General features: G+C 49.8%; 17 protein-coding genes. 4 read left to right on the forward strand and 13 right to left on the reverse strand.

Annotated elements, in window-relative coordinates:
* Positions 1 to 94: 94 nt before the first annotated feature.
* The 5 genes from BZJ19_RS14440 to BZJ19_RS14460 form a co-directional block, all read right to left on the reverse strand.
* Complete coding sequence (locus BZJ19_RS14440) at positions 95 to 943, reverse strand: DUF6602 domain-containing protein (RefSeq protein ID WP_077676152.1); 849 nt, start codon at positions 941 to 943, stop codon at positions 95 to 97.
* A gap of 139 nt (positions 944 to 1082) precedes the next feature.
* Positions 1083 to 1496, reverse strand: a complete 414-nt coding sequence (locus BZJ19_RS14445) for a hypothetical protein (RefSeq protein ID WP_065546171.1) — start codon at positions 1494 to 1496, stop codon at positions 1083 to 1085.
* Positions 1497 to 2052: 556 nt separating this feature from the next.
* On the reverse strand, positions 2053 to 2670 hold the full coding sequence (locus BZJ19_RS14450; protein ID WP_077676153.1) for a DJ-1/PfpI family protein: 618 nt from the start codon (positions 2668 to 2670) through the stop codon (positions 2053 to 2055).
* Between the two features lie 108 nt (positions 2671 to 2778).
* The gene (gene fghA / locus BZJ19_RS14455) at positions 2779 to 3615 is read right to left on the reverse strand and encodes an S-formylglutathione hydrolase (protein ID WP_077676154.1); all 837 of its coding nucleotides are present in this window, start codon (positions 3613 to 3615) and stop codon (positions 2779 to 2781) included.
* Between the two features lie 38 nt (positions 3616 to 3653).
* Entirely contained in the window at positions 3654 to 4802 is a 1149-nt protein-coding gene (locus tag BZJ19_RS14460; RefSeq protein ID WP_077676155.1) for an S-(hydroxymethyl)glutathione dehydrogenase/class III alcohol dehydrogenase, read from the reverse strand.
* A gap of 146 nt (positions 4803 to 4948) precedes the next feature.
* Here BZJ19_RS14460 and BZJ19_RS14465 point away from each other — a divergent pair, with 146 nt between their 5' ends.
* Positions 4949 to 5842, forward strand: coding sequence for a LysR family transcriptional regulator (locus tag BZJ19_RS14465; RefSeq protein WP_077676156.1), 894 nt, complete (start codon positions 4949 to 4951; stop codon positions 5840 to 5842).
* A gap of 76 nt (positions 5843 to 5918) precedes the next feature.
* Here the strand turns inward: BZJ19_RS14465 and BZJ19_RS14470 are convergent, their stop codons facing one another.
* The 4 genes from BZJ19_RS14470 to BZJ19_RS14490 form a co-directional block, all read right to left on the reverse strand.
* Positions 5919 to 7523: a methyl-accepting chemotaxis protein gene (locus BZJ19_RS14470; RefSeq protein WP_077676157.1), complete on the reverse strand. Its 1605-nt coding sequence runs from the start codon at positions 7521 to 7523 to the stop codon at positions 5919 to 5921.
* 262 nt (positions 7524 to 7785) lie between these two features.
* Positions 7786 to 8823, reverse strand: a complete 1038-nt coding sequence (locus BZJ19_RS14480; protein ID WP_077676159.1) for a DUF2955 domain-containing protein — start codon at positions 8821 to 8823, stop codon at positions 7786 to 7788.
* Between the two features lie 11 nt (positions 8824 to 8834).
* The gene (locus tag BZJ19_RS14485; RefSeq protein WP_077676160.1) at positions 8835 to 9893 is read right to left on the reverse strand and encodes an HlyD family secretion protein; all 1059 of its coding nucleotides are present in this window, start codon (positions 9891 to 9893) and stop codon (positions 8835 to 8837) included.
* A 33-nt stretch (positions 9894 to 9926) separates the two neighbouring features.
* Positions 9927 to 10388, reverse strand: coding sequence for a MarR family winged helix-turn-helix transcriptional regulator (locus BZJ19_RS14490; protein ID WP_077481274.1), 462 nt, complete (start codon positions 10386 to 10388; stop codon positions 9927 to 9929).
* Between the two features lie 204 nt (positions 10389 to 10592).
* Here BZJ19_RS14490 and BZJ19_RS14495 point away from each other — a divergent pair, with 204 nt between their 5' ends.
* Positions 10593 to 11882, forward strand: a complete 1290-nt coding sequence (locus tag BZJ19_RS14495; RefSeq protein WP_077676161.1) for an alpha/beta fold hydrolase — start codon at positions 10593 to 10595, stop codon at positions 11880 to 11882.
* Between the two features lie 71 nt (positions 11883 to 11953).
* Here BZJ19_RS14495 and BZJ19_RS14500 read toward each other — a convergent pair whose 3' ends face one another.
* Positions 11954 to 12136: a hypothetical protein gene (locus tag BZJ19_RS14500; protein ID WP_077676162.1), complete on the reverse strand. Its 183-nt coding sequence runs from the start codon at positions 12134 to 12136 to the stop codon at positions 11954 to 11956.
* 77 nt (positions 12137 to 12213) lie between these two features.
* Between BZJ19_RS14500 and clcA the strand changes: the two genes are divergently transcribed.
* Positions 12214 to 13659: a H(+)/Cl(-) exchange transporter ClcA gene (gene clcA, locus BZJ19_RS14505; protein WP_371440463.1), complete on the forward strand. Its 1446-nt coding sequence runs from the start codon at positions 12214 to 12216 to the stop codon at positions 13657 to 13659.
* Here the strand turns inward: clcA and BZJ19_RS14510 are convergent, their stop codons facing one another.
* Positions 13660 to 14292, reverse strand: a complete 633-nt coding sequence (locus BZJ19_RS14510; protein WP_077676163.1) for a substrate-binding periplasmic protein — start codon at positions 14290 to 14292, stop codon at positions 13660 to 13662.
* A 145-nt stretch (positions 14293 to 14437) separates the two neighbouring features.
* Complete coding sequence (locus tag BZJ19_RS14515; protein ID WP_077676164.1) at positions 14438 to 14965, reverse strand: TetR/AcrR family transcriptional regulator; 528 nt, start codon at positions 14963 to 14965, stop codon at positions 14438 to 14440.
* Between the two features lie 102 nt (positions 14966 to 15067).
* On the opposite strand from BZJ19_RS14515, the gene BZJ19_RS14520 reads away from it, so the two are divergent.
* A complete protein-coding gene (locus BZJ19_RS14520; protein ID WP_077676165.1) occupies positions 15068 to 15589 on the forward strand; it encodes an HPP family protein in 522 nt (173 codons plus the stop codon).
* A gap of 71 nt (positions 15590 to 15660) precedes the next feature.
* Here the strand turns inward: BZJ19_RS14520 and BZJ19_RS14525 are convergent, their stop codons facing one another.
* Positions 15661 to 16203 carry a LysR family transcriptional regulator substrate-binding protein gene (locus BZJ19_RS14525; RefSeq protein ID WP_157891206.1) on the reverse strand — a complete coding sequence of 181 codons (543 nt, stop codon included), beginning with the start codon at positions 16201 to 16203 and terminating at the stop codon, positions 15661 to 15663.
* Positions 16204 to 16323 lie beyond the last annotated feature (120 nt).

Genomic DNA, 16323 nt, shown 5'->3' on the forward strand with positions numbered 1-16323 from the left:
CACGCAATACCGATACTACCGCATACCACCTTAACCACTAAAACCAACGCATAGTAAAAATGCCAAGCGTGCCGAATCACTCTTGAACAATTTGTTATACGATTTTTCTACTTTGCCCCAATAGTGATATGGGAAACTTTTTTGCCTCTAGGCTTTCCCCAACTGAACCATAAAAGTAATCACAAGGGTTATAGTCAACTAAAGGAGCAACGCGCAAAAAGTTAAGAAGTTCAAAAGTAATTTCTAACAATGGAGGGGTGTAATTTTCAGCTTTAGCATCCGAAATAATAAAACCATATGCCTTAGTGGGAACTGCTGTTACCGTAAAATTTTCCTCGATATACCTGAAAGATGACCCCCTCACATCTACATACATATTTGGCCACTCTGACATATCAGGATTCGATTGAAAAAAATACTGAAAAGCCTCCATTAAAGACTCTGTCGACAACGAACTCTCTGTTAGAATTGCACCAAATATCTGATGTTCAAACCTGTCAGGATGAACTTTTCCGACATTTCTCCCACCACTAATAATACTATTAAAACCATTATTGGTTCGGTCTAAGCACTTGACTGATTTTATATTTTCAAGAGCCTGATTTAGTGTTTTATTACTATTTATCGAAGCTTTTACTTCAATTACAGCAACTACAGACTCTGCCATAAAATAATTGACATTCCCAACAGTAATTACCGGATGATAATCATCTCGAAAGATCAACACATCTATCTGTTTACTTACTCCACCTCTAGCATCAATTACAAAGCCTGTACCAATCTTCACGCTCTTTGGAATAATTGCTCTAAAGTAATCTGTGATGATTTGCTCTCGCGCTCGACCACTTTCTGCTGGATGCTCTATTAATTTTGACAGCTCAAGCTTTTCAAGCACCTCTTTATTTAAGCTTTTAATAACCTTTTCGATAAACGGTAAAGGCATAAACAACCTCCTGAATCGTATAACGCCGCATTAAGTGGTGAGCAACGCTAACCACCCGACCTAAACCATTGTGACATAGACACTTAAACCGAAGTAAGACGAAAACACCAAGCGTTGGGAATCCGTCTTAAATGCTTTGTTAAACGTTTTTTTCAGCAATCACAATTAAGCTATCGGTATACGAATATCCGTAACCATAACCGAAGCTAGCACCGCCTGAAACCGCTTCTGTATTGCCCATAATACGAGCTGAACTTGAAATACCTTGAGCTTGGTACTTAAAATCATAGGCTCCCGACATAACCGGGGTAACAGATTGAACTTTATAACCTTCACGATTTAGCGAATTAATAACTTGCTCTAGATCTGTAGCTAATCGATCTGTATCAATTTCACAATCAGACCATCCTGTTTGCTTCCATTGTTTTTCTTTCCGAGTAACTTCTTTCTGCCCACCAAATAAGCCAGTCTTAGTTTCCCCTGTTGGAATTTTAACAGTGACTTCTTTACCTAGCGCAACAAAATAACTTTTTACTAAAACAACCTTATTCAATTTAAGTACTCCTTTACGTTTTAAGGATCTGTGAATCGAGAAACGTTTAACATTGTATTAGTGCGCACGCACGATTTCCCAAAACCGTTATACGCACTCTTTTCTATCTAATAGACTGTTATTATTAGAATTTCTCACCTCTAGTGGATACTGCTCTTCCGCGAAAGTGTGCATGCCGCCTATCCCGGCCAAGGCGTTCACATTATCCCCAAACATAAATCTGTAACTATATGACTAATAAGCTTTTTTAATCATCCATTCTGGGATAGTGTGAATCTGTCACAGATAAACGTGCACGCTTTTGCCTGTATCTAGCCGATAAGCTGGTTAAGTATCCAGTGTTTAGCCACACGCTACCGCCGATCAGTTGTCGGCACCTAACACGCCATTTATTGGCTATTTTGCCTACTAGTGTATCAAGCGCTGTGTTGCTTTTCGTGCGCCATTGTCCAAAGTGTTAGCCAAGCCTTGTTTTGTTAGATTGGTCCCAAAAAGGCGAGTCGTAATCGCCTGATTCGGGTTTGAACGTTGCGAGTTATTTTGATTGAACGAGATTTTAGGTAGGAAGAGGAGTGACTTTTGCTGACTGAATTGTTTCTTCAATCAGTGCTTCATATGTTGCTGCTTGTCCAGCCGGGAGCAATTGACGATGCATTTCTCGGCGCACGTTTGTATCAAATAAGCGTTCTGCCACCCATCCGGTTAGATAAAGTGCCGATAAACATCCACCAGCCGTGGCGATGTTGCCATCAATCACTAACGGCTGGTCTTGCACTTCTGCGCCCATGGCTTCAAGCGCAGGTTTAGCATCGGGATGCGTGGTCAGTTGACGCCCGCCTAACAACCCTAATCGATACAAAATAAAGGAGCCTGCACAAATCGAGCCGATAAGTTGGTGATTGGGATTAAGCGATAGAGCTTTCATAAACGCATCGTCGTTTAATGCGGCAGGTACGCCTTTATAGCCACTGGTAATCAATACAACATCAGCTTCACTTGCTTCACTGAGTTCCCCATCTGTTGTTACCGAGAGCCCAAGCGTCGATGTGTGTTCGGATTTGGTGCCAAGTACGCGTACATTCCAATGTTGAGGGAGACGTCCAAAGATATCGCGCATGAGAAAGAAATCGATGTCGGTAAACGCATCAAATAGCACAATCGCAACGGTATACATAATATCCTTTTACATTATAGCCAGTGATTTCAATAAGATATCATGATTTACGATAAAAGGAGAGCAAACCACCGCATAACATGTATACGGTGGTGAGGAGCATTTACCTTACCGCGCAAAGCGAGTGGCGTGGAAGGCGAGGTGTTCATCAATAAACGTACTGATGAAAAAGTAGCTGTGGTCGTAGCCGGGTTGCATGCGCAAGGTGAGCGGAGAGTTGTGTTTCTCGGCCGCTTGTTTCAGGGCTTGCGGGTTAAGCTGCTCGGCCAAAAAGCCGTCTTTGTCGCCTTGGTCCACCAGCATCGGCATGGCGGTGGGGCCTTGGGCGAGTAACACGGTGGCATCATAGGCTTGCCATGTTTGTTCGTCATCACCTAAATAGGCGCTAAAGGCCTGTTTGCCCCACGGGCACTCGGTGGGATGACAAATCGGGCTGAACGCGGAAATGCTGCTGTAGCGTGATGGGTTACGCAAACCAATCACTAGCGCGCCGTGGCCGCCCATGCTGTGTCCGGCAATTGCGCGCTGGTTGTTGACCGCAAAATGCGATTCAATGAGCTCCGGCAGTTCGTGCGCAACGTAGTCGTACATCTGGTAGTGCGACTGCCATGGCGCTTGGGTGGCATTAACATAAAACCCCGCCCCTTGGCCGAGATCGTATTGATTGGCGTCGGCTACGCCCTCGCCGCGTGGGCTGGTGTCTGGCGCCACAATCGCCATGCCTAAGGTGGCGGCTTGTTTAAACGCGCCGGCCTTTTGCATAAAGTTTTCGTCGGTGCAGGTTAGGCCCGAGAGCCAATAAAGCACAGGCACGGGTTGTTTTTTCGCTTTTTCGGGCAAAAAGATCGCAAAGGTCATTTTGCCGTTGGTGGCGCTAGAGTCATGCTGCCAACGTTGGTGCCAACCGCCTGCGACTTTGTTTTCGCTTATTTTTTCTAGTTGCATGGTTATTTTACCGCCGCGTTGCCACGGCGGCCGTCCTGTTATTTATCCATGTGGATCACGCTGCGAATGCTTTTGCCTTCGTGCATCAGTTCAAAGGCACGGTTCACTTCATCAAGGCCCATGGTGTAGCTGATAAATTCTTGTAGACCAAACTCACCATCGAGGTAACGCTCGACAATACCGGGCAGCTCTGAGCGGCCTTTAACGCCACCAAACGCCGAGCCTTTCCAGACGCGCCCTGTCACCAACTGGAACGGACGGGTCGAGATCTCTTGGCCTGCGCCGGCAACCCCAATGATCACTGACTCGCCCCAGCCTTTGTGGCAGCACTCGAGCGCTTGGCGCATCACATCAACATTACCGATGCATTCGAACGAGTAATCGACGCCACCGTCGGTCATCTCCACAATCACTTGTTGGATTGGCTGATCGTAGTCTTTTGGGTTAATCACATCGGTGGCGCCCAGCTGCTTGGCAAGGGTGAATTTGCTCTCATTGATATCAATGCCGATGATGCGACTCGCACCAGCCATGCGCGCGCCAATCACCGCGGATAGGCCAATACCGCCTAAACCGAAAATCGCCACCGTGTCGCCTTTTTCTACTTTGGCGGTATTCATTACCGCGCCCATGCCAGTGGTCACGCCACACCCAAGCAAGCAAACTTCTTCGAGCGGCGCGGCTTTGCTCACTTTCGCCAATGAGATCTCGGGCAGTACCGTGTATTCCGAGAAGGTCGAGCAGCCCATGTAGTGGAAAATGGTCTCGCCATTAATCGAAAAACGCGAAGTGCCGTCTGGCATCAAGCCTTTGCCTTGAGTCTCACGCACTGCGCCACACAGGTTGGTTTTGCCCGAGCGGCAGAATTTACACTCACCACATTCGGCAGTGTAAAGCGGGATCACATGGTCGCCCACTTCTACGCTGGTCACGCCCTCGCCGACCATTTCGACGATCCCGCCGCCTTCGTGGCCGAGAATCGAGGGGAAGACGCCTTCAGGATCGTCGCCCGATAAGGTGAACGCATCGGTATGACACACACCGGTGGCAACGATTCTGACCAACACCTCACCCGGCTTAGGCAGTTCAACGTCGACCTCTTCCATTTTCAGTGGTTGGCCCGGCCCCCATGCGACAGCGGCTTTGGATTTAATGTGGGTTTGTCCCGGCTTGATGGTTAGTGCCATTGCAGAATCCTTTTGAGTTCATGAGAATAATTTTTGTCACGCTATACTAGCTAAGTTGCTTTTCGTTATAATCCAGCAAATTTGAAAATTATTATTTCACTCACGTAATAATACATTGTCCGATAATATAGACAGGATAGACAGTCATGGCGCCCCATTGGGAAGGATTAAACGAATTTTTAGCGGTGGCTGAGCACGGCAGTTTTACTCAGGCGGCTTATAAGCTCGATACCAATGTGGTGGCGGTAAGCCGACGAGTTGCGGCGCTGGAAGCCCATTTGGGGGTGAAGCTTTTTCATCGTACCACCCGTAAAGTCACACTAACGGATGAAGGAGAGCACTATTATCAGCGCTGCCGTCCGCTGATGGCCGCCTTGCAAGAGGCCGAGCAAACCATTACCCAATCGCAAGCACTCCCCACCGGATTACTGCGGGTGACGGCGCCAGTGAATTTTGGCGAACAATATATCGCTCCCCTGCTGGCCCCCTTCTTGAGGCAATATCCTCATGTGTCGGTGGACTTGCACCTGACCAATCGTCGAATTGATTTAATTGAAACTGGCACCGATGTGGCGATCCGTATTGGTCATCTCGCGGATTCCAGTTTGAAAGCGAAGCGCTTAGGTTCACGACGGCTCACCATTTGTGCCAGCCCGGCGTATTTGGCTGCACACGGCCGGCCGCAGACGCCGAGCGATCTCAATCGCCATGTTTGTTTGGTTGGCTCCAACGAGCACTGGCATTATCAAGCGGGCAATAAAGTCCGCACCCTCACGGTTTCGGGGCGGTTGCGCTGTAATTCTGGCGTGGCGTTACTCGAGGCGGCCAAGCAAGGTATTGGCCTCGCGCAGCTGCCGCATTATTACGTGCAAGAGGCATTAGCCGAGGGGACATTAGAAGAAGTATTGGTAGATTATCGGATAGAAGAAGAAGGTATTTGGGCGCTTTATCCACGCGGACGTCAGCTTCAGCCCAAAGTGGCGGCGTTATTGGCGTATTTAGCCCAACACTTGCCCACGCAACCCGCCCCTGATTTTTAACCGCCACTCTGGAACCCGCTAAAAAAATCGCCAGCACAAGGCTGGCGATCGGATCACGGTGTTCAAAAACGGTCGATTAGTCACGCGACGCGCGCAATGACGTGTCCGCTTTGTTAATCGCTGAGACTTTAAACGCGCCCACATAGTGATCGAGGGTGCGTGCGAGCCCTGCTAAATCTTGGCTACTCGCTTCTAGGCTATGGCTATCATCTAGCCCGGCTTGCGCTGCTTGGTTAACCGTATCCATGTTGACGTTAATTTCATTGGCTACGCTTGATTGCTCTTCGGTCGCCGTTGCCACATGGGTGTTCATATCCAAGATGGTGCTCACTTGCATCGCGATGCTTTCTAGCGCCGTCAGTGCTTGCTCGGTCGCGCGGTTCCCTTCGCTGGTGAGAGCTTTACTGGTGTCCATTGCCTCAACCGCGTTTTTCGCTTCTTGCTGAAGCTGATCAATGGTCGATTGAATTTCTTCGGTTGATTGCGACGTTTTGGTCGCCAGACTGCGCACTTCGTCCGCCACTACCGCAAAACCACGTCCCGCTTCGCCAGCGCGCGCTGCTTCAATGGCTGCGTTCAAGGCAAGCAAGTTCGTTTGCTCTGAGATGCCACGGATCACGTCCAAAATTGAGACAATCGACTGGGTGCGATCAGCCAGCGAGGTGATCACAGTCGACATATTGTCCATCTCGGTGTCGAGTTGGTTGATGGTCTGGGTCGCTTCGGTCAAGGTTTGCTTACCGGCTTCGGTTTCGCTGTTGGCTGACGAAGCTGAATCTGCCGCATTCGAAGCGCTTTGTGAGATCTCATTAATGGTAGCGATCATCTCATTCATCGAGGTCACGACCAGCAGCGCTTGCTCGCTTTGTGATTCACCACGTTTTAGCGATTGCGCGGCTTTATCGCGCAGCGACTCGGCTGAACGGCCAAGCTCTTCACCGGTTTCCACCACATGCGCAATGATTTGGTCGATTTTTTCAACGAAGGTGTTAAAAGCCACCGAAATACGGGTGATCTCGTTGTTGCCAGTGACAGGCAAGCGCACAGTCAGGTCACCGTCCCCTTTCGAGATATCCGCCAGCGCGTGCTCAAGGCCTTTAAGCGGCGCGAACAGTCGGCCCAATAGCCATACCAGCACAAGGGTACAGGCAATAAAAATCAAGCCAATCGCGGTCAGCTGCGCAATCGCAATGCCATTGGCAGCGCTATCCACTTCTGTAATTGGGATCCCTACATCAAACGCGCCCCACAGGCGGCCATCGACGTAGATTGGCATCATGATGTCGTACACCCATACATCTTGCACATCAGCGTACCAGCGCGAATGCTGCGGTTGGCCTTGGCCGGCCCCCGCCACTGTGTAGCTGTCGGTGTAGACTTTGCCCAGTTTCTGCGTATCACTGTGGGCAATGGCTTTGACGTTTTTATCAATGACGACGGCATAGCTGATGTCACTGCGTACTTTGAGACCGCTGACCATTTCCTGTAAATCGTCGGTTGGCGTTGACGAGTTCGACAGAATGTATTCGGCGCGATCCGCAAGCAGCTCTGCCTGCGCTTTCGAGCGCTTGAGAATGATGTGGTCGATTTCATCGTGTGAGATAAAAGTTGTGGCGGTGATGCTGGCAATTGCCGCCACCGCAAACATGGCACACACCACGATTAAGATGAGTTTTTTCACTACGCTACCTTACTGGCAATGGGAGGGGCGGAAACCGTCAACGTCGGCGTGCAATAAGCCGGTAGCCTAATTCGGCCAAAAGGGGCGAGAGACGGCTGACTTCCTCTCTGTACATKGATGTCAGCGCAAATAATAGCGACAGCGTAACTGATAAACAAGTTACGCCTCGCAAAAGTCAAATAATCATGCGCGGTTACGCACAAAATCATATCGCTCATATTGACGATGAAAGACCATACCATTTGCCAATTTTCCTGACATTTTAGGCGGTCCCAAATCGCGTGGCAGGAAAGTAATTAAGCAGTTTGTGGAGCGCAAAACACAGCATTAAGGTGATCACTATCGCCACAATATTGCTGCTCACGCGATAAAGCGCGTCATACATAAAGTCTTGGCTAGGGCTTAAGTATTGCCCAAACAGGATCCCCAAGGTGGCCATCGCGCCAAATCCGACCCCTGAACCACTGGCTTCTTTCACATGGGCTTTGGCGAATAAAAGCGTCCCTATCCACAAAAGCGGCGCGACCAAAATCAACACCCCAAACCAGTCATACAGTATTACTTGGCATGCTACCCCATACGCGACGCCAAGCACCGTGCCTACCGCGCGTTTTCGCGCATAACTTAACGTGCCGTTCCAGTGCATGGGAAACAGCAATAACACAGTGGTGGCCTGCGCTGAAATGGAGTCGCGCAAATCAAACAGCTGAAAGACCACAAAGGAAATGGTCGCTAACGATGCTCCCATTAGTGCCTCGTGGCGCATACGGTGAGTCTGCTTGCCTCCCGCGGGCATGGCAGGCGGCTGACGTTCAGTCACATCCGGGATCAGCCACGTCACCAAGTAGGCGATCAATACCGAGAGGATATTGGCCCCTAAGTTACCAAAAACGAGCGTGTTAAGCGGCAAGTCTGGATAGCTGGCAAAGTGCAACATAATGCTCAGGCTCAACACACTGTTGGCACCAAACAAAAAAAAGCGCCCTTTAGACATGCACGCAAATTTGTAGGTGAACAGCACAAAGACAAGTGGCGTCATCAGCCCCGGGTGTGCTCCCAATAAGCCTCCGAGCACACCCACTTCTAAACCACTGATCACCGCGGAGGCAAGCAATTGGCGCGCCGCGCGACCGTTCATCACCGGGACTAAGCCCAGCAGCAGCATGGGGGTAACGGTAAAAAACACCCCAAAGTTACAATCAAAAAACTTGCATACCGTAAAGCCTACTGTGGCGCCGGTGGCAATCCGCAAACACTGGCGCACATCGTTATCACTTAAGGGGTGATGCCATAAAGCCATCGCTCACCTCCTTAGTAGATGTAGTGCAGCAGGCTTAAAAAGCCAACTTGGGCACTGGCGAATACTTCTCCAACCCAGCTGTCTGGCATAAGTTGCACCGTGGCACGGGCACCGGTCGGTAGCGCATGAGAGGGCCATTCATCGAGTTGAATGTGCAAACGCATCCGCTGCGCATCACGCACCCAACGGTTGGAATTAGACGGTGACGCCAGTTGTCCGTTGGCATCGATCTGTCCAGCACTGACGCCCGCATCCACGCTACTCACGTGTCCCGCGTAAAGCTTGCCCGGCTCACTATCAAACGCCACCTTCACCGGCGTGCCGGTGTGCACATCGCGGACACTTTTTTCACGAAAATCGGCAATCACATCGGTGCGGTCAGACACCAAGGCCATCAATGGCTGACCAGCGCTGGCATAGGCTCCCACGTCCAATTGCAGGTTGGTAACGACGCCGTCATGGCTGGCTTTTACTGTGGTGTAGGATTGATTCAATTGTGCTTTCTTTAATTTGCTCAATGCCACCTGTTCGGCAATGTTGCTGGCACCGTCACCACCCCGTTGAATTTGAAGCGCACTGACGCGTGCCTTGGCCGCTTCCCATTTCGCGCGGGCGGTATTAGCCGCACTGATTGCATCATCACGCTGCTGCTGTGATACACCATTTTTGGCAAACAAAGCTGTTAAGCGTTTCGCTTCGCGCACTTTTTGCGCCATTACCGACGCCAAGGCCGAAACATCTTGCCGCGCCGCCATCAATGACGCATCTAACTGAGTATTGGTTTGTCTGGCTTGAGCTAAGGCGAGTTTGGCTTGGTCGACCGCAATCCGATACGGGGTATCATCAATTTGGAACAACACATCCCCTTGATGCACGCCTTGGTTATTTTCTACTGCCAAGGCACTGACCGGCCCGCTCACCTGTGGAGCGACTTTGGTCACGGTGCGTGTCACCATGGCATGAGGCGTTAGTGGCATCACGTTATCTGCCAGCAAAAAATAGCCAAAGAGCAACACAAAACTGAGAGCAGCTACTTTTACCCAACGCGCAAATTTTTCATCTGGTGTCATTCGTACTTCTTACCTCTGTTATTGTTCTATGCCTTAGTCATCTTTTGTGGTGGCGGTATAGTCCATCGCATTTTGATTGATGGTGACCAACACCCGCTCTAAGGCGTCAAAGTCTTCGGCGTCAATGCCTGCGAGCAGATGCTTACGTACCCGCAACACCCGCGCTTCAATACGGGTCATCAATTCACACCCGCTGTCAGTGACGTGTACCGTTCGGGTGCGCTTGTCTTCTGGCGAGCAGCGCCGTGTGATCAGCCCCTGCGTTTCAAGGTGCTTTAAGGTCCGCATCAACGAGCCCAGCTCAATTTCAAGCGCCTGCGCCAGTTCACTTTGACTGATGCCGTCTCCCAACCGACGCAGCATCCACAGCGCACTCCAGCGCGGATAACTCAGCCCCAATGGCGCCAGTTCAGAATCGGCAACACGGCGCCACAATCGCGCCGTGCGTCCTAAATGTTCAGCAATCGACATATGTTCAGGATGTGACGATGTCATGCGCTTTTTCCCTCAACCGTGAAATTACTTAGCCTGCTAAGTAATAAGTGGCAGCCACTATAAAATAGTTAGCAGGCTAAGTAAATATAAAAGTGATTTGTGTCACATAACGATGGCGGATTGCTGGCGCGATAGCCGCTCGCCGCCGTTGGTCAACTCTGGTAATCTAGCGCGCGTCATCGTTTTGTTTGTAAAGGAATTACCATGCAAGAACTCTGGGATCGCCATATTCGTTATCGCAGCCATCGCATTGATGTGCCGCTGGATCATCATGACGCCACCAGCCCATCGATTTCGGTTTTCGCCCGTGAAGTGGTTGATACGCGCAAAAATGAACAAGATTTACCGTGGTTAGTGTATTTTCAAGGTGGGCCTGGGTTTGAGTCTCCTCGTCCGAATGGGGCAAGCGGCTGGCTAAAACGTGCCTTAAACGATTACCGCGTACTGTTGCTTGACCAACGCGGCACGGGCTTAAGCTCGCCGGTAAATCACCAAACGCTTGCCCACCTCACGCCTGCCGAGCAAGCAGCGTATCTGAGTCATTTTCGGGCTGACAGCATCGTGAAAGACGCCGAGTGTTTACGCGAGGCGTTAGACATCAAGCAATGGGCGATCCTCGGACAAAGCTTTGGTGGGTTCTGTGCCCTCACCTATTTGTCGTTCTTTCCACAATCGCTATCACGCGCGTTTGTCACCGGCGGTATCCCGCCGCTCGAGGGGCACGCCGATGCGGTGTATCAAAAAACCTATCAGCGTGTGGAAGACAAGAACCAGCAGTTTTTTGCCCAATTCCCCGATGCACAAGCCCGCTGTCACGAGATTGCCCAGTATTTGCAAAACAATACGGTGACGCTGCCTAACGGTCAGCCGTTTACCGTTGAGCAATTTCAAACACTGGGACTGAATCTCGGTCGCGGCCATGCCGGGCTACCGCTGTATTACCTACTGGAGCGAGCCTTTATCGAGGTGAATGGTGAGCGTACTTTAAGCTATCCGTTCTTAAATGCGATGCAGGCTGACCAAGGATATTTGACCAACCCGTTTTACGCTATTTTGCATGAGTCGATTTACTGCCAGCAGCAGGCGTCACAGTGGTCAGCCCATCGAGTGCGCGATCAATTCCCGCAATTCCACTATCAGCCCGATCAGCCGTTCCGGTTTACCGGCGAAATGGTTTACCCGTGGATGTTTGATCAACTGGCTACCCTTAAACCGCTTAAAGACGCCGCCATGTTACTGGCGGAAAAGAGCGATTGGCCGGCGCTTTATGATCTCGACGTACTCAAGCGCAATACGGTGCCGCTCGCCTGCGCCACCTATGTGGATGACATGTTTGTTGAGTTCGATTATTCCCGTCAAACTTTGGCGCAGATTGCCAACAGCCAAGCGTGGATGACCAATGAGTACGAGCACAATGGCATTGGCGTTGACGGTGAACGTATTTTGGATCGCTTAATCGACATCAGCGATAGCCTTGCCGCTCGCCAAGGCTAGTGACTCTCCGCTGCGCATCGTCCCAACAGTGTGTTGTCGCAGCGGAATTTTTCACCACTACAAACTGTGATCTAATTCAAATCAAAAAAACCACGCTCAACACGTGTTACGCTCTTTGTCAGTACCGATTGAACTCGGGAAAATGCGATAAAAATCGCCCGCTCGCCTTCAAGGCAGCCTGACTGATCAGCGTAGACCACGCCCCCACCAGCCCAGACTAGCCAAGTAGGCACACTGGCTAACGATGCTTGCATGTTATGTTAATTGGCGTAGTATTATTGCGTTTCCTCGGGTTACAGGACGTATCCCAGCACGGTGTAGGCTCAGGAGCATGAGACCCTCACTTCATCGTCGTTTTTTCTTCTTAACCTTTGCGTTCACATTGATGAAAATTGTAAGTAAATCAAGCAAGAAAAGGGCAGTATTTTATAAATCTAGCGTTTTCTTCGATAAGCTGTGGTCACGCGATAAAACGCCCGTTTCCGTCTTATTGTTAGCGGTTGTTATTGGCCTGCTCGCGGGTATTGTGGTCACCTTCTTTGAACTCGCGATTCACTCTCTTTCTCAAACACGTACCGAGTGGCTCGATAGCAATATCACCTCAATGATTCCATTGGGATTACTCGCCTTTCTGATCAGTGCGGGCCTTGCCTTAATTGGCTATTGGCTGGTGCACAGATTTGCGCCTGAAGCGGCGGGATCGGGTATCCCTGAAGTAGAAGGTGCCATGGAAGGTATTCGTCCCACACGATGGTGGCGGGTAATCCCAGTGAAATTTTTTGGTGGTTTGGGGGCGCTAGGCTCAGGGATGATTTTGGGCCGAGAAGGGCCGAGTGTCCAAATCGGTGCCAATATCGGCCGAATGGTGACCGACACCTTCCGCATTCACGACCGTAACACCAATCAAACTCTACTCGCATCAGGTGCCGCAGCGGGCTTAGCCGCAGCGTTTAATGCCCCGCTTGCAGCGATCATGTTTGTGGTTGAAGAAATGCGGCCACAGTTTCGCTATACCCTCATCTCCATTAAAGCGGTGATCATTGCGGCAATCATTGCTGACATTGTGTTTCGCTATATCAATGGTCAAGATGCCGTCATCGTGTTACCTCAATACGAGACACCGCCACTGATTTCATTGTGGTTCTTCTTGGCGTTGGGGTGCTGTTTTGGGGTGTTTGGGGTGATTTTTAATTTCCTAATCATGCGCTTTCAAGATTACTTTCAACGCTTGTATCAAAACAGCCAAAAGCGCGTGTTGATTGTGGGGTCGACCTTGGGGGGCGTGTTCGGTTTACTATTGGTGTACGCGCCTGAACTCACGCACGGCGGCATTAACCTTGTCCCTGATTTTGTTACGCTTAACTATTCAATTAGTGCACTGCTGTTTATTTTTATGGCACGCACGCTGCTGACAGTCATCTGCTTTGGTTCCGGCGCACCGGGCGGCATTTTCGCTCCCATGCTTGCCCTTGGCACCTTGCTGGGAACCGTCTTCGGTTTGATGATTGCAAATCTCTACCCTGACATGGGCATTGAACCGGGCATGTTTGCGATTGCGGGAATGGGCGCTCTGTTCGCCGCGACCGTGCGCGCACCGATTACCGGTATTTTGTTGGTGATTGAGATGACCAACAATTACTACCTAATCTTACCGCTGATTATCACCACGCTGGGTGCCACACTGTTTGCGCAACTGCTGGGTGGCCAACCGATTTATACCGAGCTGTTACGCCGAAAAGTACGGCAGCAAAAGTTGCAGGTTGAGCAGCAGCCATAATCATAATCCATGTTTGGCAAGGATAGCGGCGATCGTGCCGTTATCTCTCATGTCTCTTAATACCGTATTAAGTGGTGTGATTAGTCGCTGATGACGTTGATGCAAGACGAGAAAAACCTCGAAAGTCTCAACCGGTTTTTCTCCTATTCGTACATCAGTAAATTGCTCTTTCTTGATAATACTTCGAATGCCGCCGTAGCCTATCATCGCTTGAACTCGCTGACTATTAACCATATTCAGTGCATCGCGTTCTGTTCTAGCGCGAATAAGCTGCCATTGATAGCGTTTTGCGATTTCGACATTAACCTGATCACCAATAATTCCCACGACATATTGGTAATCTTCTGGCTTTAAAACATGTGTGTGTCCAAATAGATAATAATTAATCGACATGAGTGGCTCTTCTGGATACAGCGCTTCGGGAATATCTTGATAGACAAGTCGTGTCCGGCCAAAGTCAGCATCGATAATCCCTTTGGCTAGGGCGTTTTCGGACCGTGCTAGTGGCATTTCCATCCATGTCAGTACAATACGCTCATCAATGGCAGTGAATGCATGCTCTACAATCGCTTTAGTCGCCAAAGAAACAGAGTCACTGGCATCACGATAAGCAATCGTTAGTGTATTTGCCATGACACACAACGGTAACCAACAAACGACAAATATCCATCCTCGTTTCACATTGTCACCTCTGACTAACCGCCACGGTTAAAGATTAGAAGAGCTCCGGCATATCGTCTATGCTCTTATTGGTGACGTTGTCACTATTAATGCTCTCCTAGGGTCTTATTAAGCTTCGTAACATGGCAAGACATAACTCACGGTCGGGGAGTACATCAAATTCAGCCCTTACGATTAGCCCTTCCAACAGCGTCATCACCGCATCAGCAACCGCCTTTGAACCAACAATCTGTTCAATTAAGCCGTAAATTTTGTCTTTGTGCGCTTTAGCAATCTCTACAATTTGGCTGTCTGTATTGCTCTTAAATTCGCCAATTGCGTGCATAAACATACAACCTTTAAAGTCGTCTTGTTCAAACCACGCCAGATGCCAATCGAGGAATGCCGCCAATTGGGCATCTTTATCCTGATGCGCATCAATAGCCTGCTGCAGTCCCTGCTCAAATCTTGTATGACGCGCTTGCAGCACAGCCTCAATCAAGGCCGATTTAGCGCCAAAGTGACGGTACATCGATGTCTTTGAGACCGCGGCTTCATCACGGATTTTGTCGACGCCCACCGCGGTGTAACCAAACTGATTAAATAACGACTCGGCTACCGCCAAGATGTGATCGCGCTTACTCATGATGCTCTCCAAAAAAGACTTGCCATTAAGTGTACCGATCTGTACTCTTTAAAACAACGTGTACAGATCGGTACACTTCACTCAACCATTGAAGGAACGACCATGAAACGACTAAAAGGTGGCGGTGCGTTACCGCCTAAACCGACTTGGATTCAACTGACAAAAGGCTTGCTGGGTGGATTTTTTGGCATTCTTACCTTAACCGTGCTGAACCAAACCACTGGCGTGCCATGGCTGATGGCTCCCTTTGGCGCAACCTGTGTGATTTTATTTGCAGCGCCTCAGTCGCCGCTCGCGCAACCGAGAAATGTGATTGTGGGTCACTTACTGACCGCCAGTGTGGGGTTGGCGATGCTGTATGGCGTGGGAAATGAAAGCTGGGTGATCGCACTAGCAGTGGGTCTTGCAATTATGCTGATGCAAGCCTGCCGTGCCGTCCATCCACCAGCTGGAGCAAATCCACTGGTAATCATGCTAGCGGGGACTCAAGTGGTAGGCATCGATTATTTGTTTACGCCCGTGCTCGCAGGAAGTGTCGCACTGGTAACCATTGCGGCGGTGATCAATAACCTCGGTGAACCGAATCATTGGCCTGTGTATTGGCATGGGATCAAGCGTAGCTAATCAACTGAGCCTGGTTTCTAAGTTTGGGGATAAACAGACTTAGGAACCAGCCGGACGATTAGCGATGATCACTACTGACCGATCAGCTCTTTAATAACGTTTGAGATATTGATCGCGCGCTGGGGCAGCTGGCGTCCGGCAAAAGCGCAGAGATATAAAGTTTCACTGACCGGTATCGGTAAATGGTGAGCTTTGGTCGCCGCTTGTTGAGCAAAAGCGGCGACGGCATTGGCGGGTAACACGGTAAAGCCGAGTCCGCGTGCAACGGGTAGTAAGATAAGACCAATTTGATTAGAAAAGCCAGATTGCTTGATGGGGCGCAACTGCGCCGTTTGGTATTGCTCGAAGTTCGCTCCAAGTAATAACTCGGCGTGATGTCTCGCATCTGGATGATCAATGAATCCTAGCTGGCAAAGTGTTTCCCAAGTCGGGGATTTAACATGGCGCGGTGTCACCAGCAACAACGGCTCTTCCCCGATGGGTTCAGACTGAATATTTGGATTAACGGGACATGCGGTTGTCAGGCAAATATCAATGGTGTTGTTCAAGATGGTATTGTGAATATCGCCATTTGGCGCAAAGCGATAGTTAATCGTAAGTGTCGGATACGTCACCTGGAGATCGAGCCTGTTTACCGCCTCGATACGACACCGTCCAAACCTCCTCAGTCGTAATAAAAACACAAACGTGACTTAAGTCACTCTGTTACTCGAACTTTATAGGATTGTTTGTGT

It is taken from the genome of Salinivibrio proteolyticus (assembly GCF_001996165.1).
Classification (GTDB): Bacteria; Pseudomonadota; Gammaproteobacteria; order Enterobacterales; family Vibrionaceae; genus Salinivibrio; species Salinivibrio proteolyticus.